The sequence below is a fragment of the Brevundimonas sp. 1080 genome (assembly GCF_040545985.1).
Taxonomy (GTDB): domain Bacteria; phylum Pseudomonadota; class Alphaproteobacteria; order Caulobacterales; family Caulobacteraceae; genus Brevundimonas.
This window is the reverse complement of record NZ_JBEPMW010000001.1, coordinates 798,588-823,446: the sequence shown is the minus strand read 5'-3', so window position 1 is coordinate 823,446 and position 24,859 is coordinate 798,588. Positions and strand designations below refer to the sequence as shown.

Here is a 24,859-nt window from a genome sequence, read left to right as displayed (position 1 = left end):
TCACGGCGCAAGAGCGCCGCGCCACCTCCCCATAAAATGGGGAGGAGACGGTTTAGTCTGGCACGTTTGCGTCCAGCTCGTCCAGCCACACCCGCGCATTGCCGTCGGACGGCGCGCGCCAGTCGCCGCGCGGCGACAGCGATCCGCCGGTGACCACCTTTGGTCCGTTCGGCAGGGCCGAGCGCTTGAACTGGGCGGTCTGGAAGAAGCGGATCAGGAACTTCCTCAGCCACCCCTTGATCGTCGCCAGATCGTAGTCGACCTTCTCGTCTTCCGGCGTATTCGCCGGCCATTCGCCCGCGCCCGCATCGCCCCAGGCCTGGTGCGCCAGGAAGGCGACCTTGGACGGCGTCATCCCGAACCGGCTGATGTAGAACAGGAAGAAGTCGTTCAACGCATACGGGCCGACGGTGCCTTCCGTCGACTGGATCACCCCGTCCTCGGCCGGCACCAGCTCGGGCGAAATCTCGGTGTCCAGAATGGCGTGCAGCGTGTCGCGCGCACCCGCGCCGATCAGGTCGCCCGCCGCCACCCAGCGGATCAGGTGACGGATCAGCGTCTTCGCCACCCCGCCGTTGACGTTGTAATGGCTCATATGGTCGCCGACGCCGTATGTGGCCCAACCCAGCGCCAGTTCCGACAGATCCCCGGTCCCCAGGACGAAGGCTCTGTGCTGGTTCGCCAGCCGGAACAAATAGTCAGTCCTCAGACCCGCCTGCACGTTCTCGAAGGTGATGTCGTGCACCGGCTGACCCTCGGCGTAGGGATGGCCGATGTCCTTGAACATCTGTTCGGCGGCGGGGCGGATGTCGATCTCTGCGCCCGTGACGCCCAGCGCCTTCATCAGCGCCCAGGCGTTGGACTTGGTCCCGTCCGAGGTCGCGAACCCCGGCATGGTGAAGCCCAGGATATTGGTCCGCGGCAGATCCAGCCGGTCGAAGGCGCGGCAGGCGACCAGCAGGGCCTGGGTCGAATCCAGCCCGCCGGACACGCCGATCACCAGCGACCTGGCGCCGGTCGCGGTCATGCGGCGCATCAGCCCCTGAACCTGGATGTTGAACGCCTCATAGCAGTCCTGATCCAGCCGCCCGGCGTCGTCCGGCACGAAGGGGAACCGGTCCAGCGGCCGGATCAGTTCGCTGGCCTCATAATCCTCGCGCGCCATGAAGGGCACGACGGTCGCCGCCTCGCCTTCGTTTCTCGCACACTCGGCGAAGGTGCCGTTGCGCAACCGATCCAGCCCGATCCGATCCACGTCCACATCGGCGATCGTCAGGTGGCTGTCCGTCGCGAACCGCTCGCCCTCGGCCAGCTTGGACCCCAGTTCGTGGATCGTCGCCTGACCGTCCCAGGCCAGGTCGGTGGTGCTCTCGCCCCAGCCCGAGGCGGCGAAGACATAGGCCGACAGGGTGCGGGCCGAATGGCTGGCGCTCAGCATCGCCCGCTCGTCCGCCTTGCCGATGACGATGTTGGACGCCGACAGGTTCAGCAGGATCCGCGCGCCCGCCAGCGCGGCCCGCGTCGAGGGCGGCAGCGGCGCCCAATAGTCCTCGCAGATCTCGACCGAGAAGACGAAGCCCGGCCGATTGACCGCCTCGAACAACAGACCCGGCGCGAAATCCACCGTCTCGCCGTTCAGCGCGATCACGTCCTCGGCGCGCACCGTCGCCGGCGCGAACCAGCGTTTCTCGTAATATTCCCGGTAGTTGGGCAGATAGGTCTTGGGCACGACGCCCAGAACCCCCCCGGCCCCAATCACTACGGCGCAGTTGTACAGGGCGTCGCCGTTGCGGATCGGCGCCCCGACCACCGCCACGACATCCGCCTCGGCCGTCGCTGCGGCCACTACGGCGATCTGTCGCTCGACCTCGTCGAGCAGCGCCGCCTGCATATGCAGATCGTCGATGGCGTAGGCCGACAGCGACAGCTCGGGGAACACCATCAGGTCCACGCCCTGCTCGCCCGCCTGACGGATCAGGGCGACGTGCTCTTGGCCGTTCGCCCTGGGGTCGCCCACATGGCTGACCGGCGTCGCCGCCGCCACGCGCACGAAGCCGTGGGTCTTGGGAGAATGGAACAGAGCATCAGCCATCGGATCGTCCGCATCACCCGGCCCGCGCCGGTCGTCGGCCTTCATATAGGCGCGAATGATGAAGGGACGGAAACTCTCCTTCGCGCGCCTATGCGCCCCGCTTCTCGTCCGGTCTCAGGGTCAGGACCCGCACACCGTCCTTTGTCACAGCCACCGTATGTTCGAACTGGGCCGACAGTTTTCCGTCGGAGGTGACCACGGTCCAGCCGTCGTCCTCGGTCAGGACCGTGCGCACGCCCTGGTTCAGCATCGGTTCGATGGTGAAGGTCATGCCTTCGCGCAGGGTTACGCCGGTCCCGGCCTTGCCGAAATGCAGCACCTGCGGCGCTTCATGCATCTCGCGCCCAATGCCGTGCCCGCAATAGTCGCGCACTACCGAATAGCCGGCCTGTTTGGCGTGTTTCTCTATGGCGAAACCGATGTCGCCCAGGTTCGCGCCAGGGCGCACGGCCTGAATGCCCTTCCACATCGCCTCATATGTGGTGCGCACCAGCCGTCGGGCCTGCGGTCCCACCGAGCCGATGAGATAGGTCTTGGAGGAATCGGCGATGAAGCCGTCCTTCTCCAGCGTGATGTCCAGATTGACGATGTCGCCGCTCTTCAGGATGTCGTCCGCCGAGGGCACGCCATGGCAGACGACTTGGTTGATCGAGCTGTTCAGCACGAAGCCATAGCCGTACTGACCCTTGCTAGACGGCCGCGCCTTCAGCTCGTCGACGATGAAGGCCTCGACCCGTCGGTCGATTTCCAGCGTGCTCAACCCCTCCAGGGTCATCGCGTCCAAATGGGTGAAGACCGAGGCCAGCAGTCGCCCCGCCTCGACCATCAGCGCAATCTCGGCCGGCGTCTTGATCATGCGGCGACGCCCGTCGGCACGGAAGCATCGACGCCCGCCGCCCGCAACTCGCGCGCCACCAGTTCCTGGAACGTCACGCCGGGATGCATCTCACACAACATGCCGATCCTGATCCAGAACGCCGCCTGGGCGTTGATCGACCGATAGGACGCCTTTGCGGCGCGACGCAGCTGCTCGTGCAGCTCTTCCTCGATATTGACGATGCCCATGACGCACTCGAACTATATGAAACATATGTGAAGCGTATATTCAGGACTCATCCTGGCGCAAGCTCGCTCTTTGATTTCGTCATCCTCCGGCGCGAAGCGACCGGGGGACTCAGCGGCGCGCGAGAGCGCGAACCTGTCGCAGACGCAGGCGCTCAACAGAGTGAGTGGGGAGCATCGCCTTCGGCGCCGTTGGGTCCTCCGGTCTGCGCCGCAAGCGGCTTGCAGGAGGATGACGAAAGGAAAAGGTGACGCAGCCATCACAATGACGCTGGTCAGTTGCTAACGATTTCAACGTCCTGCCGATTTCTCGACGCTTTCCGCCGTCGTCCGTTTCACCCGCATCTATAATCCCCGACCTTCGCACTCACGCCGACAGGAGGGCCCCGATTTCAGACCAATTAGACGAGTTAGACGGTGTTTTTGTCGCCGACCGTCTGAAACGTCGCGGACGACCTTCGCGAATGCGGATGACGTTGGCCTTCGCCCCCGCTAAAGCCACTGCATGAACGACACGCCGAAAAAGGGCTGGTTCCAGCGCCTGTCCGCTGGGCTCTCGCGCTCCTCCAAACAGATGACCGATCAGGTCGTCGCCACATTCGTCAAGGAGCCTCTGTCCGAGGCGTCTCTGGAACAGCTGGAAGAGCACCTCTTGGAAAGCGATCTCGGCCCGGCCGCCTCGGCCCGGATCGTCGAACGCTTTCGCGCCCTGAAGTTCGGCAAGGACGCGCCCGAGCGCGAGGTCAAGGAGGCCCTAGCCGAGGCGGTGGCCGCCGAATTGTCGCCGCGCCAGGCGACCTTCGACCCCCTATCCGGCCCCAAACCCTATGTGGTCCTGTTCGTCGGGGTGAACGGATCGGGCAAGACCACGACGCTCGGCAAGATCGCCGCCGATCTGACGGGCAAGGGCGCCAAGGTGATGATCGTCGCCGGCGACACCTTCCGCGCCGCCGCGCGCGAACAGCTGAAGGTCTGGGCCGAGCGCTCGGGCGCCGACTTCGAAAGCCGTCGCGACGGCGCCGATGCCGCAGGCCTGGCCTTCGACGCCTATACCAAGGCGCGAGCCGAAGGCTATGACGTGGTCCTGATCGACACCGCCGGCCGACTTCAGAACAAGTCCGCTTTGATGGACGAACTGCTCAAGATCGTCCGCGTGCTGAAGAAGGTCGATCCCGAGGCGCCGCACGACACCCTGCTGGTGCTGGACGCCACCGTGGGCCGCAACGCCCTGGCCCAGGAACAGATCTTCGGCCGCACCGCCTTCGTCACCGGCGTGGTCATGACCAAGCTGGACGGCACGGCGCGCGGCGGCGTGCTGGTCCCCGTGGCTCAGGCGTCCGACGCCCCCCTGATGCTGATCGGCGTCGGCGAAGGGGTCGAGGATCTGCAACCCTTCGACGCCCGCGCCTTCTCCCGCTCGCTGGTGGGACTGGAAGACTGACATGACCGAGACGCCGAAAAAGGCTTCCAACATCCGCCAGGCCGTCGATTTCGGCGCCCTCGTGGCCTTCATGGCCGCCTATGCGATCAACCGGTTCGCGCGCGGTCTGGACGGGCAGGAAGCCCTGGTCCAGGCGACCTGGGTTCTGGTCGGCGCGTCCCTGATCGCGCTGATCGTCGGCTATGTGGTCGAGCGTCGTCTGGCGCCCCTGCCGCTGCTGACCGGCGGCTTCGCCCTGATCTTCGGCGTGCTGACCATCGTCTTCCACGACCCGAACCTGTTGAAGATCAAGCTGTCGATCCAGAACGGCCTGCTGGCGGTCGTGCTGCTGGGATCGCTGCCGCTGAACCGCTATCCGTTCAAATATCTGCTGGGCGAGGCGATCCGCATCACCGACGCGGGCTGGCGCGGGCTGACCCTGCGTTACGGCCTGTATTTCGCGGCCGTCTGCATCGTCAACGAGATCGTCTGGCGCACCCAGTCCGATGATACCTGGGTCGCCTTCCGCGGCGGGCTGTGGATCGCCTCGGCCGTGTTCGGCGTCTGGCAGGTCTTCTTCATCATGAAGCACCTGATCAAGGACGACGAGCCGGCCCCCGTCTCGCCCGACACCGGGCTCTAGGGACCAAGCGGAACTGTCACGGAACCGACGCGCTTTCCCCGTCAAATCGTAAAGCAGAGCTGATACGTGTTCGGACGAAACTTCAGGGGAGCGGCGCGATGGTGAAGGCGGGAAAAGCGGCAAGGAAGGTCGGCCCCCTGGCCACCTCGCCCAGCCACCTGATGCACCGCGCTCTGCAGTTGGCCCTCGACATCTATGCCGAGGAGACCGGCGCCGACGGCCTGACCCAGCGCCAGTTCGCGGTGCTCGAGGCCGTGTCGCTCAAGGCCGGCCTGACGCAGACCGAGCTGGTGCGGATGACCGGCATCGACCGCTCGACCCTGGCCGATCTGGTCACGCGCATGACGACGAAGGGCCTGCTGGAGCGGGAACGCTCGACCTTGGATGCGCGCGCCAAGGCGGTGCGTCTGTCGGCTGAGGGCGCGGCCCGTCTGGAGGCCGCGCGGCCGCTGGTCGAGGCCGCTGACAAGCGGATCATGGCCCTGCTGCCCAAGGGTCAGCGCGAGACCTTCCTCAATCAACTGGCCGATCTGGCCGCCGCCGCCGACGCCGCCCCCGACGCCGCCAAGGCCGAGGCCAAGGCCGCCAAGAAGGCGCTGAAGGCGGTCGAGAAGGAAGCCAGGAAGGCCGAGAAGGCCGCCAAGAAGGCCGAGCGTCCGGCCAAGCCCGCCAAGGTCAAGAAGCCCAAGCTCAAGCTGGTGGAGCCGGCCTAGCGCGTCTTGCGCAGCCGTTTCGCGTTAGCGGTCGCCGTCTTGTGGATCGGGGCCAGCGCCTCGGCCTGGGCCTTCAGCAGTTCGCCGTTAAGGGTCATGGCCTGGGTCGCCGCCCGGCTCCACCAGCCCATGGCGTAGCTGAACTGGGCCTCGGCCGCTTGGGCCGGGGTGCGGGCCTGGGTCACAGCCGCCGCCGCCCGCAGGGCATGGGCGCTTTCGTCCAGCGCCACGCGCCCCAGCCGCTGGCCGATGGCCCCGGCGCTGGCGGCCATGGCGTCGGCGGAGGCGGACATCGCCTCGGTCTTCTCGGAACTCATCAGCGACAGCTCCTTGAAGTCCTGCCCCTTGGCGCTGGTCAGGCCCTCGGCCATCAGGCCGGTGCGGGCCGCGATCACCTCGGCCGAGGCGGCCAGGATCTCGGCGCCGACGACGGCGGCGCTGGCGGCTGTGGGCGTCCTGCGGGTCAGAGCGACGCTCCCGGCTGGGTTTCGGCGGCGAAGGCCGCGATGTCGGCGAGCAGGGCGGGGATCGCCGCGTCGATGATCTGCCGGCCCTTCTCGGGACTGGCCTGGGCCGGGTCCGAGCCGATCCGGCCGTCGGGGAAGCGGGCGCGATAGTCCAGGGCGTCGCGGATCGGCCCGTTCGGCGCGATCTGCGGGCTGTAGTCGGCGGTCTTGATCCGCTCGGGATAAGCGGCCTGCGTCACCGCGATCTCGGACGGGGTGGCGTGCATGCCGTGGCCGGTCGGGAACAGGCGGTTGCACAGGCCATTGACGCCGGGCAGGTCCCACCAGTTCTTCAACTTCAGGATGAAGGGCGGGCTGTCCTCTACGAAGCTCCACTCGGCGTAGATTTCCGAGATCGTCGCCTCGATGGTCGCGACGTTGCCGCCGTGACCGTTCAGGAAGTAGATCCGCTCGAACCCGTGACGGCTTAGGGACGAGACCCAGTCGGTGATCGCGGCCATGAAAGTCGAAGGGCGCAGGCTGATGGTGCCGGCGAAGGCTAAGTGATGTTGGGCCATGCCGATGTTGAAGGTCGGGGCCACGATCAGGTTGGCCTCGGTCTTTTCGGCCGCATGGGCGATGATCTCGGGGCAAAGCCAGTCGGTGCCCAGAAGCCCCGTCGGCCCGTGCTGCTCGTTGGAGCCGATGGGCACGACCACCGTTCTGGACAGGGAACCGCCGTCGTTCAATCGCGCATCGATTTCGGGCCAGGAGGACAGGTGGATCAGCATGAAGGCGGTCTCAAGCGACAGGGTGGAACGACTGTAGCGCGCCGCGCTCAGGAAGTCTTGGCGGGCGGATGGGCGGCCATGAAGATGCGCGCGGCCTCTCGGGCGCGGCCTGCGCGTTTGTCGGCCTCCAGCTGCGGTATGTCCAGCATGGCGCGCAGATGGCCGTGGCCCAGCACAAGGCCGGCGAACATCTCGGCCGCCTCTTCCGGATCGGCGACGCTCATCCGGCCCAGCCGCGTCTGTTCCGCCAGCCAGGCGCCCAGTTCACGCAGGCTGCGACGCGGACCGGCCTCATAGATGGCGTGGGCGATGTCAGGCGCCTCGACCGAGACCAGGGCGACCCCGCGCATCGAGCCGACCTTGTCGCCGCTGCACACCCGGTTCAACAAGGTCAGGGCCAAGTTCTCCAGCACCGTCTGCGGATCACCGGCGCCGCGCAGGGGGGCGACGATGTCCTCGACCCGCTTGGACGCCAGGGCCTGGGCGATCTCCAGCTTGGAGGCGAAGCGGTTGTAGACCGTCTGTTTGGAGACGCCGGCCAGTTTGGCGATCTCGTCCATCTTGGCCTGAAGCCCCTTGTCGGCGAACAGGGTCGCGGCGGCGTCCAGGATCGCCTCGCTCTTTCGTTCATCGACCTGCCCGAGACGCCGCGCCATCAGTGGACGTCCGAGGGCGGGGCGCCGGCCTGGGCCTTCACCGGCTGGGCGGCCAGGGTGACGAAGGCCGCGCCCGCGCACAGGATGGCCAGCAGGGCGAAGGCGTCGCCGAACGCCATCGTGGTCGCCTGTTTCTGCAACATCCCATAGATGGCCTTCATCGCCGAGGCGGCCGGGTCGATGGAGCCGGCGAACCGCTGGGTCATGCCGGCCATCATGTTGCGCATCGCCTGGTCGCCCTGACCAATGGCGCTGGTCAGTTCGCTCATGTGCAGGGCCGTGTTGGACGTCAGGCTGGTGTTCAGGATCGCCAGGCCGAAAGCGCCGCCGACGTTGCGCGACAGGTTGACCAGCCCCGAGGCGTTCTTGACCATGTGCGGCGGCAGGGTCGCCATCGTCACCTGCTGGGACGCGATCATGGCCAGCATAACGCCGACGCCGCGGAAGGCCTGGACCGAGGCGAAGTTCCAGAAGCCCCAGTCATCGGTGACGACGCGCGCCTCCCACATCCCCCAGGCGCACAGCATGAAGCCGCCGAACATCAGCACCCGCGCATCCAGCTTGCGCACCAGTCGACCGGCGAAGGGGCCGGTGGCGAACATGGCCAGGCCCGACACGACCATGGTGGTGCCGACCTCTGACGACGAATAACCAAGCACGCGGCCCAGGAAGAGCGGCAGCAGGAAGGTGCCGCCGAACAGGGCGAAACCGACGATGAAGGTCATGATGAAACCGACCAGGAAGTTGCGATTGCCAAAGGCGCGCAACTCAACGATCGGCTGGCGATAGGTCAGGGACCGCCAGATGAAGATCGGTCCGGCGACTGCCGCCACGACGGTCAGCAACAGGATGTGGGTGTCGTCGAACCAGTCGTTCTTGGCGCCCTCTTCCAGCACGAACTGCATCGACATCAGAAAGGCGGCCATCAGGCCCAGGCCCCACCAGTCGAAGCCCTTGGCCAGCGATGGGTCGCCCTTGTCGAAGTTGCCGTACCGCCCGACCAGGAACAGCACCAGCAGCCCCGGCCCCACGTTGATGAAGAACAGCCAGCGCCAGCTCAGCCACTCCGTCAGGTGCCCGCCCAGCGTGGGACCGACGGTTGGCGCCAGGGTGACGATCAGGCCCATGACCACGCTGGCGGTGACGCGCTTGTCGGGTGGGAAGGCGGTGAAGGCAACGGCGAAGACGGTCGGGATCATGGCCCCGCCCACGAAGCCTTGGATGGCCCGGAACAGGATCATCATGTCGATCGACGACGACAGACCTGTGGCGATGCTCATCAGCACGAAACCGGCGCAGGAGACCAGAAACAGCCGCTGCGTCCCCCACAGCCGCGACAAGAAGCCCGACAGAGGGATCATCACCACCTCGGGGATCAGATAGGCGGTCTGGATCCAGCTGATCTCGTCAGCCGAGGCGCCGACCCCCGCCTGGATCTGGGGCAGGGAAGCGGCGACGATCTGGATGTCCAGAATGGCCATGAACTGGCCCACCACCATGCCGGCGAAGCCCAGCAACAGCATGGTCCAGTTGATTTCGGGATGGCCGGCGACGGGACCCTTTTGCGCGACAGGGGCCCCGCCATCTGCGGCGGGGTTGGCGGCGGTCACTGGCCTGCGGCTCCCGTCGTCGTGGCGGCTTCGGCAAAGCTCTGGCCGCCCTGGCTCTTCAGGTCGATCTTGACGTCTACCGACAGGCCGGGGCGCAGGGCCAGGCTGCGGTCTGCGCCGCTGACGACGATGCGCACGGGCACGCGCTGAGTGATCTTGGTGAAGTTGCCCGTGGCGTTCTCGACCGGGATCAGGGCGAACTCCGACCCAGTGGCGGGGGCGAAGCTGTCGACGCGGCCCTCGATCTTGCGGCCGGGGAAGGCATCGGCGGAAATCTCGACAGTCTGACCCAGGCGCACCTTGTCCAGCTGCGTCTCCTTGAAGTTGGCGACGATGTAGGTGTTGGTCAGGGGCACGACCGACAGCAGTTGCGTGCCGGCGTTGACATACTGGCCGGGCCGCACGCTGCGGGCGCCGACGACGCCGGCGACCGGCGCGCGGATGACGGTGCGCTCCAGCGCGATGCGAGCCTGATCGACGACGGCGCGGGCCTGTTCGACAGCGGCGACGCTCTGCTGGCGGGTCGAGCCCAGAACCCCGGCGGTGCGTTGTTCGGCGACCAGGGCGGCCTGGGCCTGCTGGACGCTGGCGGCGGCGGTGGCGGCCGAGGCGCGCTCGGTCTGGATGCGCTGTTGCGAGACCCAGCCCTGCTCGGCCAGTTTTCCATAACGATCGACCTCGGCGCGGGCCAGGCCGGCCTGGGCGTTGGCCTGGGCGACCGAGGCGGCACGGGCGGCGATGGTGGCCTGTTCCTGCTCGGCTTGGGCGTCGACATGGCCGACGGCGGCGATGGCGGCGGCCAGATTGGCCTCGGCCTGTGCCAGTTGGGCCTTCTGGTCGGAATCGTCCAGCTTGACCAGGATCTGGCCTGCCGCGACCCGCTGGTTGTCACCCACCAGAACCTCAGTGACCCGGCCGGACAGTTGCGGGCTGACCAGGGTTGTGTCCGCTTGGACGAAGGCGTTGTCGGTGCTCTCCCAACGCTGGCCGTTCACCCACCAGACGATGCCGCCCACGATCAGGGCCAGGCCGACGAGGGCGGCCGCGAATAGCGGCAGGCGTTTCTTGAGTTCAGGCGACATGGAAAATCCGGGGGAGGTGCGGCGTTTTGAAGCGGCGCTAAAATGGACCCCGCCGTCCAAAAATCAATAGGCGATAGGGACGGCGCCGATCACGACCGGTTTTCGTGTATGTCCTGACGCCATGAACGCCCGCATCTCCGCCTCCCAGCCGCTGCCGTCACAGGTCGATGTCGTGGTGATCGGCGCAGGCGCCGCCGGCATCGCCGCAGCGCGCCGTTTGCTGCGGCCCGGCCTGTCGGTTCTGGTGCTGGAGGCCCGCGACCGGATCGGCGGGCGCGCTTGGACGGTTCGGGCCGAGGGCGAAGGGTTGGACATGGGCTGCGGCTGGCTGCATTCCGCCGATGACAATGTGCTGGCGGGACGGGTCGAGGCCGAGGGGCTGACGCTGGACCAGACCCCGCCGCCCTGGCGCACCCAGGCCTTCGATCACGAGATGACCCGCGCGGATCAGGCCGAGTTCGGCGAGGCCTTCGCCGCCTTCGACCAGCGGGTGACCGAGGCGGCGTCGCTCGTCCGCGCGGGTGTGGGGGAGGATCGTCCGGCGTCGGACTTCTTCGATCCCGACTGTCGCTGGAACCCGCGCATGGACGCCATCTCGGGCGCCCTGAACGGCGCGCGGTTCGCCGAGGTGTCCAGCCTGGATTACGACGCCTATGGCGACACCGGCGTGAACTGGCGGGTGCGCGAGGGCTATGGCCGCCTGATCGCGCGGCTGGGCGAGGCTGTTTCGTCCATCACGGTCACGGACTGCGCCGTCAGCCGCATCGACCGTTCCGGACCGGTGCTGCGGCTGGAGACCAATCGCGGCGAGTTGACGGCGCGGATCGTCATCCTGACCGTGCCCAACAGCCTGATCGCCAGCGAGACGATCCGCATCGATCCGCCGGTTCCGGCTCTGCTTGAGGCGACGGCGGGCGTGCCGCTGGGGCTGGCGTCCAAGGTTCATATGACGGTGCGCGGCGCGGGCGATTTCCAGCCCGACACACAGTTGTGGACTCGCACCGATACGGCCGAGACCGGCGGCTATCACCTGCGGCCGTTCGGGCGGCCGATGATCGAGGCCTATTTCGGGGCCGACCTCGCCTGGGGGCTGGAGGCGCAAGGGCCGGCCGCGCTGTTCGACTTCGCCGTGTCCGAACTGGTCGCGGCCTTGGGATCGGACATGCGCCGGCGGCTGGAGGCGGTCGCGGTCAGCGGCTGGGGCGTCGATCCGTGGTCGCGCGGGGCCTATTCCCACGCCTTGCCTGGCCATGCGTCGGACCGCGCGAAGCTGCGCACGTCTGTCGAGGACCGCATCTTCGTGGCCGGCGAGGCGACTGCGCCGATCTATTACGGCACGGCCCACGGCGCCTGGATGGAGGGCGAGCGCGCCGCCGACGCCGCCCTGACCGTCCAAGCGCTCAAGGGCTTGGGTCTTGACCCGCGTCGCCCCGAGGACGACAGCGAGGCATGAAGCCCGCCAAGGCCAAAAAGCCAGCCGCCAAGTCTGCCAAACGCCCGGCCGTGATGACCGGGGCGGCCATCCCCGTGCTGCGCTGGCCGCCCGACGAAGACCGCGTCGAGGCCATTTTCGAACGCCTGTCCAGCGTCATGCCGGAACCCAAGACCGAGCTGGATTTCTCCAATCTCTTCACCCTGGTCGTCGCCGTCGCCCTGTCGGCCCAGGCGACGGACATCTCGGTCAACAAGGCGACCGAGCGGCTGTTCAAGGTCGCGGACACGCCGGAGAAGATGCTGGCCCTGGGCGAGGAGGGGCTGATCCCCTACATCGCCTCCATCGGCCTTTATCGCGGCAAGGCGAGGAACGTCATCGAGCTGAGCCGCATCGTGCTGGAGCAGCATGGCGGCGAGGTCCCACTCAACCGCGCCGATCTTCAGGCCCTGCCCGGCGTGGGTCGCAAGACGGCCTCGGTGGTGCTGAACGAGCTGGGGATCGAGGCGGCCATCGCCGTGGACACCCACGTCTTTCGCGTCTCGCACCGGCTGGGCTTGGCCAATGCCGGGACGCCGGACAAGGTCGAGGCCCAGCTGTTCAAGGTCGTGCCGGAGGACTGGCTGCCCAAGGCGCACCACTGGCTGATCCTGCATGGCCGCTACACCTGCACGGCGCGCAAGCCGAAATGCCTGTCCTGCATCATCGCCGACCTGTGCCCATCGCGGGCAGGCCTGATGGCGCTGGGTGAGACGGCGGGCTAGATCCCCGGAGCGGCGTCGGGGCCGTGGGTCAGCTTCTCGGCCAAGGCCTTCAGGACGCGAAGTGCGGCAGCCATATCCTCGTCCGAAACGCCTTCAAACATTCGTTCGCGCATGGCCGCGGCATGGATCTCGAACGCCTCGATTTCGGCGCGCCCGGCTGGCTCCATCTGGATCAGCCATGACCGGCCGTCTCCAATCATCCGACGCCGGCTGACCATGCCGTCTTTCTCGAGTCTTTGCACCAGACGGGTCAGCGACGCGCCGGACAGCTCCATCCTGTTCGCCAACTCGGAAAGCGTCAGGCCCTTGGGCTCGTCCGCCAGGAAATAAAGCACCACGGTCGGCGCGCCCGTGTGTCCGGACTCTCGGAACAGATCGGCGACACGTAACTTCCATCGCTTAGCCGTCACCATCAGCGTCATGGCGACGTCGAGCTGAAGGGCGCTGCGCTGATCTGACGACAGCAGGTGCGGGCGTTGCGACAAATATGACCTCATGGAACCAGCGGGCGGCGTAGCGCCTTTAAGGAGGCTAAAGCTAGGCCGCAGAGGAATATTCTCCCCCAGGTTGAGCCTTTAGCGCGCTAACCATGCTGACACCTGATTTAAAGTGTTGATGTGGCATTAACGTTCATCTCAGCACGAAAGATTTTTGCATTGCGCCTTTTTGCCAAAAACAGAGATGACAAGACGCTCAACGAGCTGCGCAACATGATGGCTGCCGTCAGTCGCTCTCAAGCCGTCATCCAGTTCGATCTGGATGGCGTCATTCTGGAGGCCAATCAGAACTTCCTATCAGTGGTGGGATACGAATTGTCTGAAATCGTCGGACGTCACCACAAGATCTTCGTCGATCCGACTGAGGCGCACACGCCGGCCTATGCCGAGTTGTGGCGAAAGCTGAACGCCGGTGAGTTCGTGGCGGACAAGTTTGTGCGCTACGGCAAGAGCGGCCGGCGGGTGGTGATCGAGGCCAGCTACAATCCAATTCTGGACAGCGACGGACGCCCCTACAAGGTGGTCAAGTTCGCCACGGACGTCACCGCCGTCGAGGAAGAGCGCGAGCGCCGCGCCGAGGCCGATCGTCAGGCCGCCCAGGTCCAGGCCGCCGTCGTCGAAGGCACGGCCAGGGGCTTGTCGGCCATGGCCGCCGGCGACCTATCCTATCGTATTCAGGACGATTTCCCGGGCGACTACGCGGTCCTTCGCGACAACTTCAACCAGGCCATGGCGACGCTGGATCAGGCGGTCAGCGTCATTGGCGTCAACGCCGGGTCGATGCAGTCGGGCGCGCAGGAGATCGGCAGCGCCGCCGAGGATTTGTCTCGCCGCACCGAACAACAGGCCGCCAGTCTGGAAGAGACGGCCGCCGCGCTGGATCAGATCACCGCGACCGTGCGCAAGACGGCCGAGAACGCCCAGGCGGCGGACGACGTGGTCACCCAGGGCCGAAGCCAGGCCGAAACCGGCGGCGTGGTCGTCCAGAAGGCCGTCGCGGCCATGGGTGAGATCGAACGCTCGTCCAACGAGATCAGCCAGATCATCGGCGTGATCGACGAGATCGCCTTCCAGACCAACCTTCTGGCGCTGAACGCCGGCGTCGAGGCCGCCCGTGCGGGCGAGGCGGGTCGCGGCTTTGCGGTCGTTGCCTCCGAAGTGCGCGCCCTGGCCCAGCGCTCGGCGGAATCGGCCAAGGAGATCAAGACGCTGATCTCGGCCAGCTCCAGCCAGGTCAAGGACGGGGTGGTTCTGGTGCGTCAGTCGGGCGAGGCCCTGACCGGCATCGCCGGCCGGATCGAGGAGATCACGACCCTGATGGGCGAAATCCGCGCCTCGACTGAGGAGCAGGCGGTGGGTCTGGCCGAGGTCAATACCGCCGTGAACCAGATGGACCAGGTCACCCAGCAGAACGCGGCCATGGTCGAGCAGTCGACCGCCGCCAGCCTGAGCCTGAGCCGCGAGGCCGCCGAACTGGCCGAACTGGTCGGCCGCTTCGAAACGAGCAAGGTCGCGGCGGCGCCGACGCCGATTCACGCGTCTCCCGTCCAGCAGATGAAGGCGCGCGTCGAAAGCTTCGCCCGCGCCCACGCCGCGCCTGCGCGCGCCCGCATGGCGGCCGGCGGCGGCGGGCGGGCCGCTGTGGCCGCCGTTCAATCGGACTGGGAAGAGTTCTGAGGTCCAGGCCCGGTTCGGGCGCGGTTCAGCACGAGGCGGCCTAGGTCTCCAGCCGCGCCTTGATGGCCCCGGCGAAGCCGGCGCCGTTCGCAGGGTCGTGGTCCAGATAGAAGTCCGGCTCGATCAGTTCGGCCTCCATCAGCACCCATTGGCCGTCGTCGTCGCGGGCCATGTCGATGCGGGCATAGAGCAGCGGTTCGTCGATGGCGGCCAGGACCTGCTCGGCCAAGGCCATCGCCGTCGCGTCCGGCGTGACGGCCCTGTAAAGGCCGCCGAACTGGACCTGGATGCGGAAGTCGCCCGCCACGGGACGCTTGTTGACCGCATGGCTGAACCGACCGCCGAAGAACAGCAGCGAGGTCTCGCCCTCGGTCTCGATCGACTTCAGATAGGGCTGGATCATCGCCGCGCCCTCGGGCGCATCGCTCAACTGCTCGCCCGGCGTCAGGCGCAGGGTGCGAAACGCCCCGGCCGACACCGTCGGCTTGACGATCAGCATCGGCGCGCCCGTCTCGGCGAAGGCGGCGTCCACCTGATCCTGGGCAACCCGGTCGGTCCAGCGCGTCGGCGGGATCGGCACGCCCTTGTCCGCCAGCCGCGCCAGATAGGCCTTGTCAGAGTTCCAGCGCAGCACCTCGGCGGGATTGGCGACCGCCAGGCCGGCCGCTCTCCACATTGTGCACGCCTTCAGCCAGCGGCCGTGATCACGGTGATAGCCCCAGGCGATGACCGGCAGGATCAGATCATAGACCCCAAGGCCCGACGCGTCCTCGACATGATCGCTCCAGGGCGTGGCCGTGACGGTCGCGCTCGTGGTCTCCAACGTCGCCTTCAACCGTTCCAGCACCTCTGGCCAGCGCCCGACATAGGTCTTGTCGGCGGGATCGGGGGTCAGGACGGCGATCTGGGTCATGCAGTCCTCATACCGAAGCGACGCGGAGCATATAAGGGCTTCCTTATGTGATTTCGGGTGACGTGCGGGCATTGACCGGCTAAGGCGCGACCATGACCCAGAACACCGCCCAATATGACGTCTGCGCCGTCGGCAACGCCATCGTCGATGTCCTCAGCCCCTGCGACGCCGCCTTCCTGACGGCCCAGGACCTGGCCCCCAACTCGATGCAGTTGGTCGACGCCGAACGCAGCGCCGCCCTGTACGACGCCATGGCGCCTGGCGTGGAGGCCTCGGGCGGTTCGGCCGGCAACACCGTGGCGGGCGTCGGCTCGTTTGGCGGGCGCGCGGCCTATATCGGCAAGGTCGCCGACGATACGCTGGGCGAGGTGTTCAGCCACGACATCCGCGCGGCGGGCGTTCACTTCGACACCCCGGTCCTGACGGGCGGAGCGGACCAGGGCTACGGCACCGGGCGTTGCCTGATCAACGTCCTGTCGGACGGGGCGCGCACCATGGCGACCTTCCTAGGCGCCGCAAACCAGCTGTATGCCGACGACATCGACGAGGCCCTGATCGGCGCCAGCGAGATCGTCTATCTGGAAGGCTATCTATTCGATCCCGCGCCTGCCCGCGCTGCTTTCGAACGCGCCGCCGCCGCCGCGCACAAGGCCGGCCGCAAGGTGGCCATCACCCTGTCGGACACCTTCGTCGTCGCCCGCTGGCGCGCCGAACTGCTGGATTTCATCACCCAGTCCGCCGACATCGTCCTGGCCAATGAGGCCGAACTGGGCGCCTTGTTCGAGACCGAAGACTTCGACGCCGCCGCCGCGAAACTGGCCGCCATCGTCGAGATCGCCGCCGTCACGCGCGGCGAGCACGGCTCGGTCGTGATCAAGGGCGACGAGCGCGTTGTCGTCGCCGCCTATCCGGTCGCCAAGGTGATCGACACCACCGGCGCCGGCGACCAGTACGCGGCCGGCTTCCTGCTGGGCCTCGCGCGCGGCCTGACGCTGGAAGAAGCCGGCAAGCTGGGCTCGCTGGCCGCCTCCGAAGTCATCGCCCACTGGGGCCCCCGCCCGATGGTGAAGCTGGTCGATCTGGCCAAGGAGACCGGGCTGAAGTTGTAATAACCCGGTGTCTCCTCCCCACGATGCGGGGAGGAGGCGTTCGTCTTCAGCTTTTCCACCTCAGCGTCACAGGCTGGATCGGATTGACGAACGGCCGATCCTCGGCGCGGCTCTTGGCCCATTCGCGCTTCAGCTGCTGATACCACTTGGCCTGTTTGTCGGCGTCGTCGATCCAGATCAGGGCGGGGTCGTAGCGCAGGCCCTCGTTCTGCAGGTTCACCATGCCACCGTCCTGTTTCAGGAAGGCGACGACCCCCATGCGCAGGAAGGGTTTGGCTAGGCCGAACACCCAGTGGTCGGACCAGAAGATCTGAGTGATGCGCGTCTTGGTGTCGGTGATCGGCGTCAGGCAGGTCAGGGCCAGCACCTGTTTTTCGCCCACCTGAATATGCTCCCAGCGGAAGCCCGGCAGGCGGAAGGTGATCTCGGTCGCGGGCGCCCCGCCCAGGATCTTGTAGAGGCGGCTGTTCGACGACGGCGCATGGCGCACCATGGCCCAGCCGAATTCGGTCGGGGCGAAGGCCTTGGATTTCTCGTGCATCGAATGTTCGGACCGCCACCACCATTGCTGGTGGACGTAGGGGCCGTGGGCGGGGTCCATCAGGCCGACGACGGCGTGGTCGATGTGGCTGTCGAAATCCATCGCCTCGACCAGTTTGGCCTCGCCGCCGACGACGCCGGGGAAGACCGGCGGTTCATGGTCCGGCTCCATCGGATTGCGCGCGTCCGACGCCATCCAGACGAAGACGATGCCCTGGCTCTCGCGCACCGGATAGGACCGCACGCGGATGCGGTTCGCCTCAAACGCCTGATCCTCCACCAGTGAAGGAATGGCGGCGCAGACGCCGTCGGGGCGGAAGCGCCAGCCGTGATAGGGGCATTCGACCGTCTCGCCCTCGCCGGGCTTTTGGACCAGCTTGCCCGCCGACAGGGGCGCGGCGCGGTGGGGACAGATGTCGCGCATCGCATAGACCTGGCCCGCGCGGGTGCGGCCGATCAGCACCGGCTCGCCCATGATCTCGTAGCGTTTCAGGCTGGCCGGGGCGACGTCGCGGCCCAGGGCGACGAAATACCAGGCGTCGGTGACGAACCCCTTGCCGAACGGCTGCGCGCCGGCTTTTGAAGGGGCGGGTTCGACCTGGGGGGACTGGACGGGAGCGGCGTCGGCGGGCTTCATGCCGACTGTCTAACAGAGCCGCGCGGCGCCTGTCTCATGTCACCTGGCAGAGAACTTTACATATCAAAGTGGGCGCGGCATAAGCGGGCGTCAAAAGGGGAGTTTGATCATGACCATCGCATCCATTCTGAACCGCACCGTCGGCGCCGCAGCGGCCGCCGCCCTGATGTGTGTCGCGCCCGCCGTCCTGGCGCAGGACGGGCACGGCGCCCATGCCGACACGGGTCACGCTCATGGCCGCCAGCACGCCGATTTCCAGTCCGACCGCATCCACGTTCGCGTCGACGGCGATATGGATGGGCGCGACATCATCCTGATCCCCGGACTCAGCTCGTCGCCCGAGGTCTGGCAGGGGACGGTGGATCATCTGACGGCGCAGGACGGCGTGGGCTGGCGCGTGCACCGCATCCACGTCCAGGGCTTCGCCGGCGCGCCGGCCGAGGGCAATGCGCAGGGCGCGACCCCGTCGCCCGTCGCCGCGCCGGTCGCCGAAGAGATCGCCCGCTACATCCGCGAAAAGGGCCTGACGAAGCCGGTCGTCGTCGGCCATTCCATGGGCGGCACCATCGGCATGATGCTGGCCGCGCGCCATCCGGATGCGGTCGGCAAGTTGATGGTGGTCGACATGATTCCCTTCATGGGCGCGATGTTCGCCGCGCCGGGCGCCTCGGCCGAAAGCGTGACGCCGGTCGCGGACCAGATCTGGGCCGCCCAGGCCAACAGCCCGCGCGAGGCCTATGTCGCCCAGGCGACCACCAGCATCAACGGCATGATCAACACCGAAAGCCGTCGCGCCGAGGCGCTGGAGGACATGCGCGAAAGCGACCAGAAGGTTTCGGCCGCCGCCTTCCGCGAACTGATCACGACGGATCTGCGTCCCGAACTGTCCAAGATCACCGCCCCGACCGAGGTGCTGTACGTCAAGTTCAACGATTCGCGCATGACGCCCCAGATCACCGACAGCATCTATCGAATGTCGTTCGCCAATCTGAAGGACGCGCAGTTGAAGCGGATCGACGACAGCGCCCACTTCATCATGTTCGACCAGCCCCAGGCCTTCTACGCGGACCTAGACGCCTTCCTGGCGAAATAGGCGCGGTGACCCACCCGTCCGCGAAACGAATCGTCGGCCTTTATCGGGACAAGGCCGACGACTGGGTGCGGAATCGGGGCGCGACCCTGTATTCCGGCGAAGACGGGGCGGACGAGGCGGTCTGGCTGGATCGGTTCGTCGCCGGCCTGCCCCCAGCGGCGAAGATCCTGGATGTCGGCTGCGGCTCGGGCTGGCCCATCGGGGCCGCCCTGTTGGAGCGGGGGTTTCAGCTGACCGGGGTAGATGCGTCGCCGGGCCTGATCGCCCATGCTCAGACGACGCTGCCGAAGGGCGTGTGGTCGGTGGCGGATATGCGCGATGCGTTTCCGCCGGGTCCGTTCGACGGCGTTCTGGCCTGGCACAGCCTGTTCCATCTCAGCCCCGACGATCAGAGCAGGGTACTGCCGAAGCTGGCTGCGTGCGTCGCCGACGGCGGGCGGCTGATGTTCACCTCGGGCCAGGCGCACGGCGAGACCATCGGACAGTGGCGAGGCGAGCCGCTCTATCACGCCAGTCTTGATCCAGAAGCCTATCGCGCCCTGCTGAGCGACTCCGGATTGCGCGTGGAACACGACGGGGCGGACACGGGCGTCTGGCTGGCCCGGCGCGCCTTTCTTTAGGCGAAATAGCCGCTCACGATCCTGTGAAGTCGGCGGGGCCGTTTCGGCGGGCGTTCATACGCGATACACAGCCGATGAACGAGAACTCGCCCAAGGCGGCATCTGAAGGACGGACATGGCGGGACCGGTGAATGCGGGCGGACCACAGGCGCAGGGCAAGCCCCGCCGGTCGGCCCTGGGACGGCTGTTCTACTGGAGCGCGGTTCTGGCGGTCTGGGGGCTGATCTTCCTGGTCGTCTTCTTCGCCGTCTTCGCGCGCGGCCTGCCGGACACCTCCAGCCTGTATCAGGTCGATCGCCAGCCCTCGATCACCTATCTGGATCGCAATGGGGCGCTGATCGCGACGCGGGGCACCCAGATGGCGCCGCCCGCCGATCTGGATGCGCTGCCGGACTATGTGCCGGCCGCCTTTATCGCGATCGAGGACCGGCGTTTCTATCACCATCCCGGTTTTGACCCCATCGGCATGATGCGGGCGATGGCGACCAACGTCCGCGCCGGTCGGGTGGTGCAGGGCGGCTCGACCTTGACGCAGCAGCTGGCCAAGAACCTGTTCCTGACGCCCGATCAGAACCTGCGCCGCAAGGTGCAGGAGCTGATGCTGGCCGTCTGGCTGGAGATGAAATTCTCCAAGAAGGAGATCCTGGCCCTTTATCTGAACCGGGTCTATTTCGGCGCCGGGGCCTACGGGATCGAGGCGGCGTCGCAACGCTATTTCGACAAGTCGGCCAAGAACCTGACGGTCGGCGAGGCTGCGTTGCTGGCCGGCCTGCTGAAGGCGCCCTCGCGCTATTCGCCGGTGTCCGAGAGCGAACGCGCCGCCGCCCGCGCCACCGTCGTGCTGAACGAGATGGAAGAGGCCGGCGTCATCACCGCCGCCCAGCGCGAACAGGCCGTGACCCAGCCGGTCATCGTCTCGCGGACGCTCGCGACCCAGCACGCCCAGTATTTCATCGACTGGCTGGACAAGTCGATCCGCAGCCTGGTCGGCGAACCGACCGAGGACATGGTGGTCGAGACCACGCTGGACCTGACGCTGCAGACGGCGGCCGAGCGGTCGGTGCGCCGCATCCTGGACCGTGACGCCGGCAAGGGCGTGCAGCAGGCGGCCCTGGTCGCGCTGGACGGCGACGGCCGGGTGCGCGCCATGATCGGCGGATCCTCCTATGCCGACAGCCAGTTCAACCGCGCCGTCGACGCCAAGCGCCAGGCGGGTTCGGCCTTCAAGCCCTTCGTCTATCTGGCGGCGGTCGAGGCCGGCTATACGCCCCAGACCCCGGTGGTCGATCAGCCGATCACCATCGGCAACTGGTCGCCCCGCAACTATTCGGGGACCTTCAGCGGCAACATGACCCTGGCCCAGGCTGTGGCCCAGTCGACCAATACGGTGGCGGCCTATGTCGCCGATCAGGTCGGGCGCGACAGCGTGGCCCGCGCCGCGCGGCGTCTGGGCATCGAAAGCCGCATCGGTCTGGAGCCGGCGATGGCGCTGGGCGCCGTGGAGGTTTCGCCGATCGAGATGGCCACCGCCTATGACGCCTTCGCCAACGGCGGACGCCGTGTCGACGCCTATGGCATCAGCCGCATCCGCACGCCGCAGGGCCGCGTCATCTATCAGCGCCAGTCGGGCCAGAGCGGTCAGGCGATCAACAATCCGTCGCTGTACTACATGAACCAGATGCTGCGCGGCGTCGTGACCAGCGGCTCGGGCCGGTCGGCGGCGATCTCGGGCCGCGACCTGGCGGGCAAGACCGGCACGACCTCGGACTACAAGGACGCCTGGTTCGTCGGCTATACCGGCGGCTTCGTCACCGCCGTATGGGTCGGCAAGGACGACAACACCGCCATGCGCGGCGTGACCGGCGGCTCGTCGCCCGCCGCCATCTGGAAGGGCTTCATGGAGGCGGCCTTGCCGCGCCTGGACGCCCCCGCCATCCCCAACGGTCCGCCCATGCCCGAAGGCTGGGTCGCGCCCGATCCGGTCGGCGACCTGATGAGCGGCCTGGATCAGAACGGCCTGCCCATCGAACCCGTCGATCCCCTGGCGGGCGAGCCCTATGTCCCGGACGACCAGACGCCGATGCAGCAGTCGTTGCCGCAGCCGTCCAGTCCCGCGTCGCCCAAGGGCGGCTATCGCGATGCGCCGACCCCGCAGCAGCCCGAAGGCCGCCCGGCGCCGGAGCGAAAGGGCGACGCCCTGTTCTTTTAAGGACACCGGTCTCCTCCCTGTCGCGCAGCGATGGGGAGGTGGCGAGGCGCCCTTGCGCCGTGACGGAGGGGCTCTCAACGCATCACAGGCGCCGGTGGGACTTCAAGAGCCCCTCCACCACGCTGCGCGCGGTCCCCCTCCCCATTTCATGGGGAGGAGACTGTGGTCATCTACCGCCCGACTGCGTGAAGGGCGGCGCCGTAATCCTTTAGCCATTTGCGCCAGGGTTTGTGGTCCCCGACCAGCCGTTCGACGACGGACCAATAGGCCGGGCTGTGGTCGGCGTGGACCAGGTGGGCGACCTCGTGGGCGGCGAGGTAGTCGATGACCGGGGGCGGGGCCATGATGACGCGCCAGGAATAGCGGATGGTGCGGTTGTGCGGGCTGCACGAGCCCCAGCGCGACCGGGTGTCGGCGATGCCCATCTTGATCGGGCCCTGGCCCAGGGTGCGCAGATGGTGGTCGGTGCGTTCCAGAAGCGTCTCGCGCGCCTCGCGTTTCAACAGGTTTTCGACGCGGCGGGCATAGGCGTCGCCCTCGCCGCCCGAGCGGATGATGGTCCCGTCCTCGACCAGACGCGCGGCGCCCCCGCCGGGCACGGCCTCAAGCCGCACAGGCCTGCCGCGCAGGGAGATGACCTGTCCCGGTTCCAGCGGGCGGCTCTTAGGGCGGACGGCCAGGCGTTCGCTGATCCAGACGGCCTTGGATCGGGCGAAAGCGACGGCCTGGCTCAGGCCGCGCTCGGTCGGGGCGATGACCACGGCCTCGCCGGCGCGCGCATCGATCCGCACCGATAGGCGGCGGGCACGCGGATTGACCGACAGTCTTAGAACGGGACCGGCGCCAGCCCCGCTTTCGTCAAGCGGCAGCCGCTGACCGTTGCGGTACGCCACCGGCGGCCTCGTTCTGGGCGATGAAATCGCGCACGCGGGGATAGATCTCGTCACGGAATCGCCGGCCGTTGAATACGCCGTAATGGCCCACGCCCGGCTGGACGTAGAGGACGCGGCGATCCTCGGGGATATTGGGGCACAGGCCGTGCGCGGCCTGGGTCTGGCCGACGCCCGAGATGTCGTCCTTCTCGCCCTCGACGGTCATCAGGCCGATGTCGGTGATCCTGGACAGATCGACCTTGCGCCCGCGATGCTCCAACAGGCCCCGCGCCAGCAGATGCTGCTGGAAGACAATGTCGATGGTCTGGAGATAGAACTCTTCGGTCAGGTCGAGCACCGACAGATATTCGTCGTAGAATTCCTCGTGCTTTTCGACCTCGTCGCCATCGCCGGCGATCAGGCTGGTGAAATAGTTCCAGTGGGCGTCGCGGTGGCGATCCTCGTTCATCGACATGAAGCTGTAGAGCTGGACGAAGCCCGGATAGACGCGCCGCCCGAAGCCCGCATAGGGCAGGGGCACCGTGTGGATCATGTTCGACTTGAACCAGGTGAAGGGCTTTTCCTCGGCCAACTGGTTGGTGACGGTCGGCGACAGGCGCGCGTCGATGGGCGACCCCATGAAGGTCATCGACAGGGGACGGTTTTCGTCCTCGTCTTCGGCCATGACCGCGCCGGCGGCCAGAACGGGCGGGCCGGGCTGGCACACGCCGACGACGTGGGCCCGGCCGCCGATCTCGGCCAGCATCAGCCGGACGTGGTCGATGTAGTCGAAGAAGTCGAACCGCCCTTCCAGCATCGGCACCTGGCGGGCGTTGACCCAGTCGGTGACATAGACGTCGTGGTCCTGAAGGAAGGCTTCGACCGTGCCGCGCAGCAGGGTGGCGTAGTGGCCCGACAGCGGGGCCACGATCAGGACGGCCGGGCCGGAGGCGGGCTTCTTGGCGCGCTTCAGGTCGCCGATGTTGCGGGCGAAGCGGACCAGGCGGCACCACGGGCTCTGCCAGATCACCTGCTCGGTGGTGCGCACCGGCTTGCCGCCGATGTCGATGGTTTCCAGCTTCCAGGCCGGCTTGCCGTAGCGCCGCGTCACGCTCTCGAACAGTTCGGCCGAGGCGTAGGCGGTGCGGCCGATGGCGGTGTCGGCCGCCGGGTTGAACGGCGAGGTCCAGAAGCTGCGGGCCAGTTGCGCGCCGACCCGGAACGGCAGGGCCGACTGGTAGGCGAGTTCATGAAAGGCGTAGAGCATGACGATCCGATACGGCCGAGCGCCGTTTGTGCAGGGCAACATATAATGCATCACCCTGCAAAAGGATTATGGGGTCGCTGCTAACCCCGCGCCATCGCCTGTTCGATGATCCTGGTCGTCTTGTCCGGACCCATTCCATAGGCGACGGCGGTGCGGAACTTGCCGTCCGGGCCCATCAGGTAGACGGTCAGGGAGTGGTTCATCGTATAGCCCTCGCCCTCGCCGACTTTTTGATAGAAGGCGCGGTAGGCCTTGGCGGCGGTCGCCACCTGTTCGGGCGTGCCCGTCAGGCCGATGGTCCCCTTGGGAAAGCCGTCGGAGGACAGATAGTCCTTCAGCGCCTGGGGCGTGTCGCGTTCGGGATCGACGCTGACGAAGACGATCTGCAGATCCTCCGCCTTGTCGCCCAGCCGCTGCTGCACCGCGCCCAGCTCGGCCAACGTGGTCGGGCAGAACTCGGGGCAATACGTGAAGCCGAAGAAGACCAGGCTCCATTTGCCGTTCAGCATCGTCTGATCGACGGGTTGTCCATCCTGATTGACCAGTTTGAAGTCGCCGCCGACCAGGGGTTGACCGGTCGACGTCACCTCGGCGCCGTCCGACGTCGGCGCACGACCGCTGACCACCACGACGGTGATGATGGCCAGCGCCACGGCGATGGCGATGCAGGCGCCCGCGAACAGCAGGATCGAACGACGCGGCATGACGGCCTCT

The 24,859-nt window shown here is 67.1% G+C and carries 24 protein-coding genes; 10 read left to right on the top strand and 14 right to left on the bottom strand.

The features are described 5' to 3' along the window. Positions 1-52: 52 nt before the first annotated feature. The 3 genes from ABIC32_RS04235 to ABIC32_RS04225 form a co-directional block, all read right to left on the bottom strand. Positions 53-2,092 carry an NAD(+) synthase gene (locus ABIC32_RS04235; RefSeq protein WP_354072559.1) on the bottom strand — a complete coding sequence of 680 codons (2,040 nt, stop codon included), beginning with the start codon at positions 2,090-2,092 and terminating at the stop codon, positions 53-55. Between the two features lie 88 nt (positions 2,093-2,180). Beyond that, positions 2,181-2,948 carry a type I methionyl aminopeptidase gene (gene map / locus ABIC32_RS04230; RefSeq protein WP_354072557.1) on the bottom strand — a complete coding sequence of 256 codons (768 nt, stop codon included), beginning with the start codon at positions 2,946-2,948 and terminating at the stop codon, positions 2,181-2,183. Beyond that, positions 2,945-3,157 (bottom strand): ParD-like family protein, encoded by a 213-nt coding sequence (locus tag ABIC32_RS04225; protein ID WP_354072555.1) that lies wholly within the window; start codon positions 3,155-3,157, stop codon positions 2,945-2,947. The genes map and ABIC32_RS04225 overlap by 4 nt, the downstream gene beginning before the upstream one ends. 502 nt (positions 3,158-3,659) lie before the next feature. Here ABIC32_RS04225 and ftsY point away from each other — a divergent pair. The 3 genes from ftsY (at position 3,660) to ABIC32_RS04210 (ending at position 5,930) form a co-directional block, all read left to right on the top strand. Then, positions 3,660-4,595 (top strand): signal recognition particle-docking protein FtsY, encoded by a 936-nt coding sequence (gene ftsY / locus ABIC32_RS04220; RefSeq protein ID WP_039245983.1) that lies wholly within the window; start codon positions 3,660-3,662, stop codon positions 4,593-4,595. Position 4,596: 1 nt separating this feature from the next. Next, positions 4,597-5,217, top strand: a complete 621-nt coding sequence (locus ABIC32_RS04215; protein WP_161640626.1) for an inner membrane-spanning protein YciB — start codon at positions 4,597-4,599, stop codon at positions 5,215-5,217. A gap of 98 nt (positions 5,218-5,315) precedes the next feature. After that, positions 5,316-5,930 carry a MarR family winged helix-turn-helix transcriptional regulator gene (locus tag ABIC32_RS04210; protein WP_354072552.1) on the top strand — a complete coding sequence of 205 codons (615 nt, stop codon included), beginning with the start codon at positions 5,316-5,318 and terminating at the stop codon, positions 5,928-5,930. Here ABIC32_RS04210 and ABIC32_RS04205 read toward each other — a convergent pair. The 5 genes from ABIC32_RS04205 to ABIC32_RS04185 form a co-directional block, all read right to left on the bottom strand. Then, positions 5,927-6,325, bottom strand: a complete 399-nt coding sequence (locus ABIC32_RS04205; RefSeq protein WP_354072550.1) for a phasin family protein — start codon at positions 6,323-6,325, stop codon at positions 5,927-5,929. The two genes, ABIC32_RS04210 and ABIC32_RS04205, sit on opposite strands and share 4 nt — an antisense overlap. A gap of 68 nt (positions 6,326-6,393) precedes the next feature. After that, positions 6,394-7,167 carry a creatininase family protein gene (locus ABIC32_RS04200; RefSeq protein WP_354072548.1) on the bottom strand — a complete coding sequence of 258 codons (774 nt, stop codon included), beginning with the start codon at positions 7,165-7,167 and terminating at the stop codon, positions 6,394-6,396. Positions 7,168-7,214: 47 nt separating this feature from the next. Continuing rightward, positions 7,215-7,823 carry a TetR/AcrR family transcriptional regulator gene (locus ABIC32_RS04195; protein ID WP_354072546.1) on the bottom strand — a complete coding sequence of 203 codons (609 nt, stop codon included), beginning with the start codon at positions 7,821-7,823 and terminating at the stop codon, positions 7,215-7,217. Next, a complete protein-coding gene (locus tag ABIC32_RS04190) occupies positions 7,823-9,433 on the bottom strand; it encodes a DHA2 family efflux MFS transporter permease subunit (protein WP_055808940.1) in 1,611 nt (536 codons plus the stop codon). The genes ABIC32_RS04195 and ABIC32_RS04190 overlap by 1 nt, the downstream gene beginning before the upstream one ends. Further along, positions 9,430-10,515 (bottom strand): HlyD family secretion protein, encoded by a 1,086-nt coding sequence (locus tag ABIC32_RS04185; RefSeq protein ID WP_165113973.1) that lies wholly within the window; start codon positions 10,513-10,515, stop codon positions 9,430-9,432. Before ABIC32_RS04185 ends, ABIC32_RS04190 begins: the two co-directional genes overlap by 4 nt. 121 nt (positions 10,516-10,636) lie before the next feature. On the opposite strand from ABIC32_RS04185, the gene ABIC32_RS04180 reads away from it, so the two are divergent. Beyond that, on the top strand, positions 10,637-11,968 hold the full coding sequence (locus tag ABIC32_RS04180) for a flavin monoamine oxidase family protein (protein ID WP_354072543.1): 1,332 nt from the start codon (positions 10,637-10,639) through the stop codon (positions 11,966-11,968). After that, positions 11,965-12,711, top strand: coding sequence for an endonuclease III (nth, locus tag ABIC32_RS04175; RefSeq protein ID WP_354072541.1), 747 nt, complete (start codon positions 11,965-11,967; stop codon positions 12,709-12,711). The genes ABIC32_RS04180 and nth overlap by 4 nt, the downstream gene beginning before the upstream one ends. On the opposite strand, the gene ABIC32_RS04170 is transcribed toward nth, so the two are convergent. Next, positions 12,708-13,196 carry a MarR family winged helix-turn-helix transcriptional regulator gene (locus tag ABIC32_RS04170; RefSeq protein ID WP_052247700.1) on the bottom strand — a complete coding sequence of 163 codons (489 nt, stop codon included), beginning with the start codon at positions 13,194-13,196 and terminating at the stop codon, positions 12,708-12,710. The genes nth and ABIC32_RS04170 overlap by 4 nt on opposite strands. A gap of 225 nt (positions 13,197-13,421) precedes the next feature. Between ABIC32_RS04170 and ABIC32_RS04165 the strand changes: the two genes are divergently transcribed. After that, complete coding sequence (locus ABIC32_RS04165) at positions 13,422-14,885, top strand: methyl-accepting chemotaxis protein (protein WP_354072539.1); 1,464 nt, start codon at positions 13,422-13,424, stop codon at positions 14,883-14,885. A gap of 40 nt (positions 14,886-14,925) precedes the next feature. On the opposite strand, the gene ABIC32_RS04160 is transcribed toward ABIC32_RS04165, so the two are convergent. Continuing rightward, the gene (locus ABIC32_RS04160) at positions 14,926-15,798 is read right to left on the bottom strand and encodes an ATP-grasp domain-containing protein (RefSeq protein WP_354072537.1); all 873 of its coding nucleotides are present in this window, start codon (positions 15,796-15,798) and stop codon (positions 14,926-14,928) included. 92 nt (positions 15,799-15,890) lie between these two features. Here ABIC32_RS04160 and ABIC32_RS04155 point away from each other — a divergent pair, with 92 nt between their 5' ends. After that, positions 15,891-16,907: an adenosine kinase gene (locus tag ABIC32_RS04155; protein ID WP_354072535.1), complete on the top strand. Its 1,017-nt coding sequence runs from the start codon at positions 15,891-15,893 to the stop codon at positions 16,905-16,907. Positions 16,908-16,953: 46 nt separating this feature from the next. Here ABIC32_RS04155 and ABIC32_RS04150 read toward each other — a convergent pair whose 3' ends face one another. Then, positions 16,954-18,084 carry a Rieske 2Fe-2S domain-containing protein gene (locus ABIC32_RS04150; RefSeq protein WP_354072533.1) on the bottom strand — a complete coding sequence of 377 codons (1,131 nt, stop codon included), beginning with the start codon at positions 18,082-18,084 and terminating at the stop codon, positions 16,954-16,956. A 109-nt stretch (positions 18,085-18,193) separates the two neighbouring features. Here ABIC32_RS04150 and ABIC32_RS04145 point away from each other — a divergent pair, with 109 nt between their 5' ends. From ABIC32_RS04145 to ABIC32_RS04135, 3 genes are all read left to right on the top strand, one after another. After that, complete coding sequence (locus ABIC32_RS04145; RefSeq protein WP_354072531.1) at positions 18,194-19,177, top strand: alpha/beta fold hydrolase; 984 nt, start codon at positions 18,194-18,196, stop codon at positions 19,175-19,177. Positions 19,178-19,182: 5 nt separating this feature from the next. Continuing rightward, positions 19,183-19,797 carry a class I SAM-dependent methyltransferase gene (locus tag ABIC32_RS04140; protein ID WP_354072529.1) on the top strand — a complete coding sequence of 205 codons (615 nt, stop codon included), beginning with the start codon at positions 19,183-19,185 and terminating at the stop codon, positions 19,795-19,797. Positions 19,798-19,912: 115 nt separating this feature from the next. Then, on the top strand, positions 19,913-22,006 hold the full coding sequence (locus ABIC32_RS04135) for a PBP1A family penicillin-binding protein (RefSeq protein WP_354072527.1): 2,094 nt from the start codon (positions 19,913-19,915) through the stop codon (positions 22,004-22,006). A 170-nt stretch (positions 22,007-22,176) separates the two neighbouring features. Here the strand turns inward: ABIC32_RS04135 and ABIC32_RS04130 are convergent, their stop codons facing one another. The 3 genes from ABIC32_RS04130 to ABIC32_RS04120 all read right to left on the bottom strand — a co-directional run bounded on the left by ABIC32_RS04130 (position 22,177) and on the right by ABIC32_RS04120 (position 24,849). Continuing rightward, positions 22,177-22,899, bottom strand: a complete 723-nt coding sequence (locus tag ABIC32_RS04130) for a M48 family metallopeptidase (RefSeq protein WP_354072524.1) — start codon at positions 22,897-22,899, stop codon at positions 22,177-22,179. Next, a complete protein-coding gene (locus tag ABIC32_RS04125) occupies positions 22,865-24,145 on the bottom strand; it encodes a polyhydroxyalkanoate depolymerase (RefSeq protein WP_039244043.1) in 1,281 nt (426 codons plus the stop codon). Before ABIC32_RS04125 ends, ABIC32_RS04130 begins: the two co-directional genes overlap by 35 nt. 80 nt (positions 24,146-24,225) lie before the next feature. Continuing rightward, positions 24,226-24,849: an SCO family protein gene (locus ABIC32_RS04120; RefSeq protein WP_354072522.1), complete on the bottom strand. Its 624-nt coding sequence runs from the start codon at positions 24,847-24,849 to the stop codon at positions 24,226-24,228. Between the last annotated feature and the right edge of the window lie 10 nt (positions 24,850-24,859).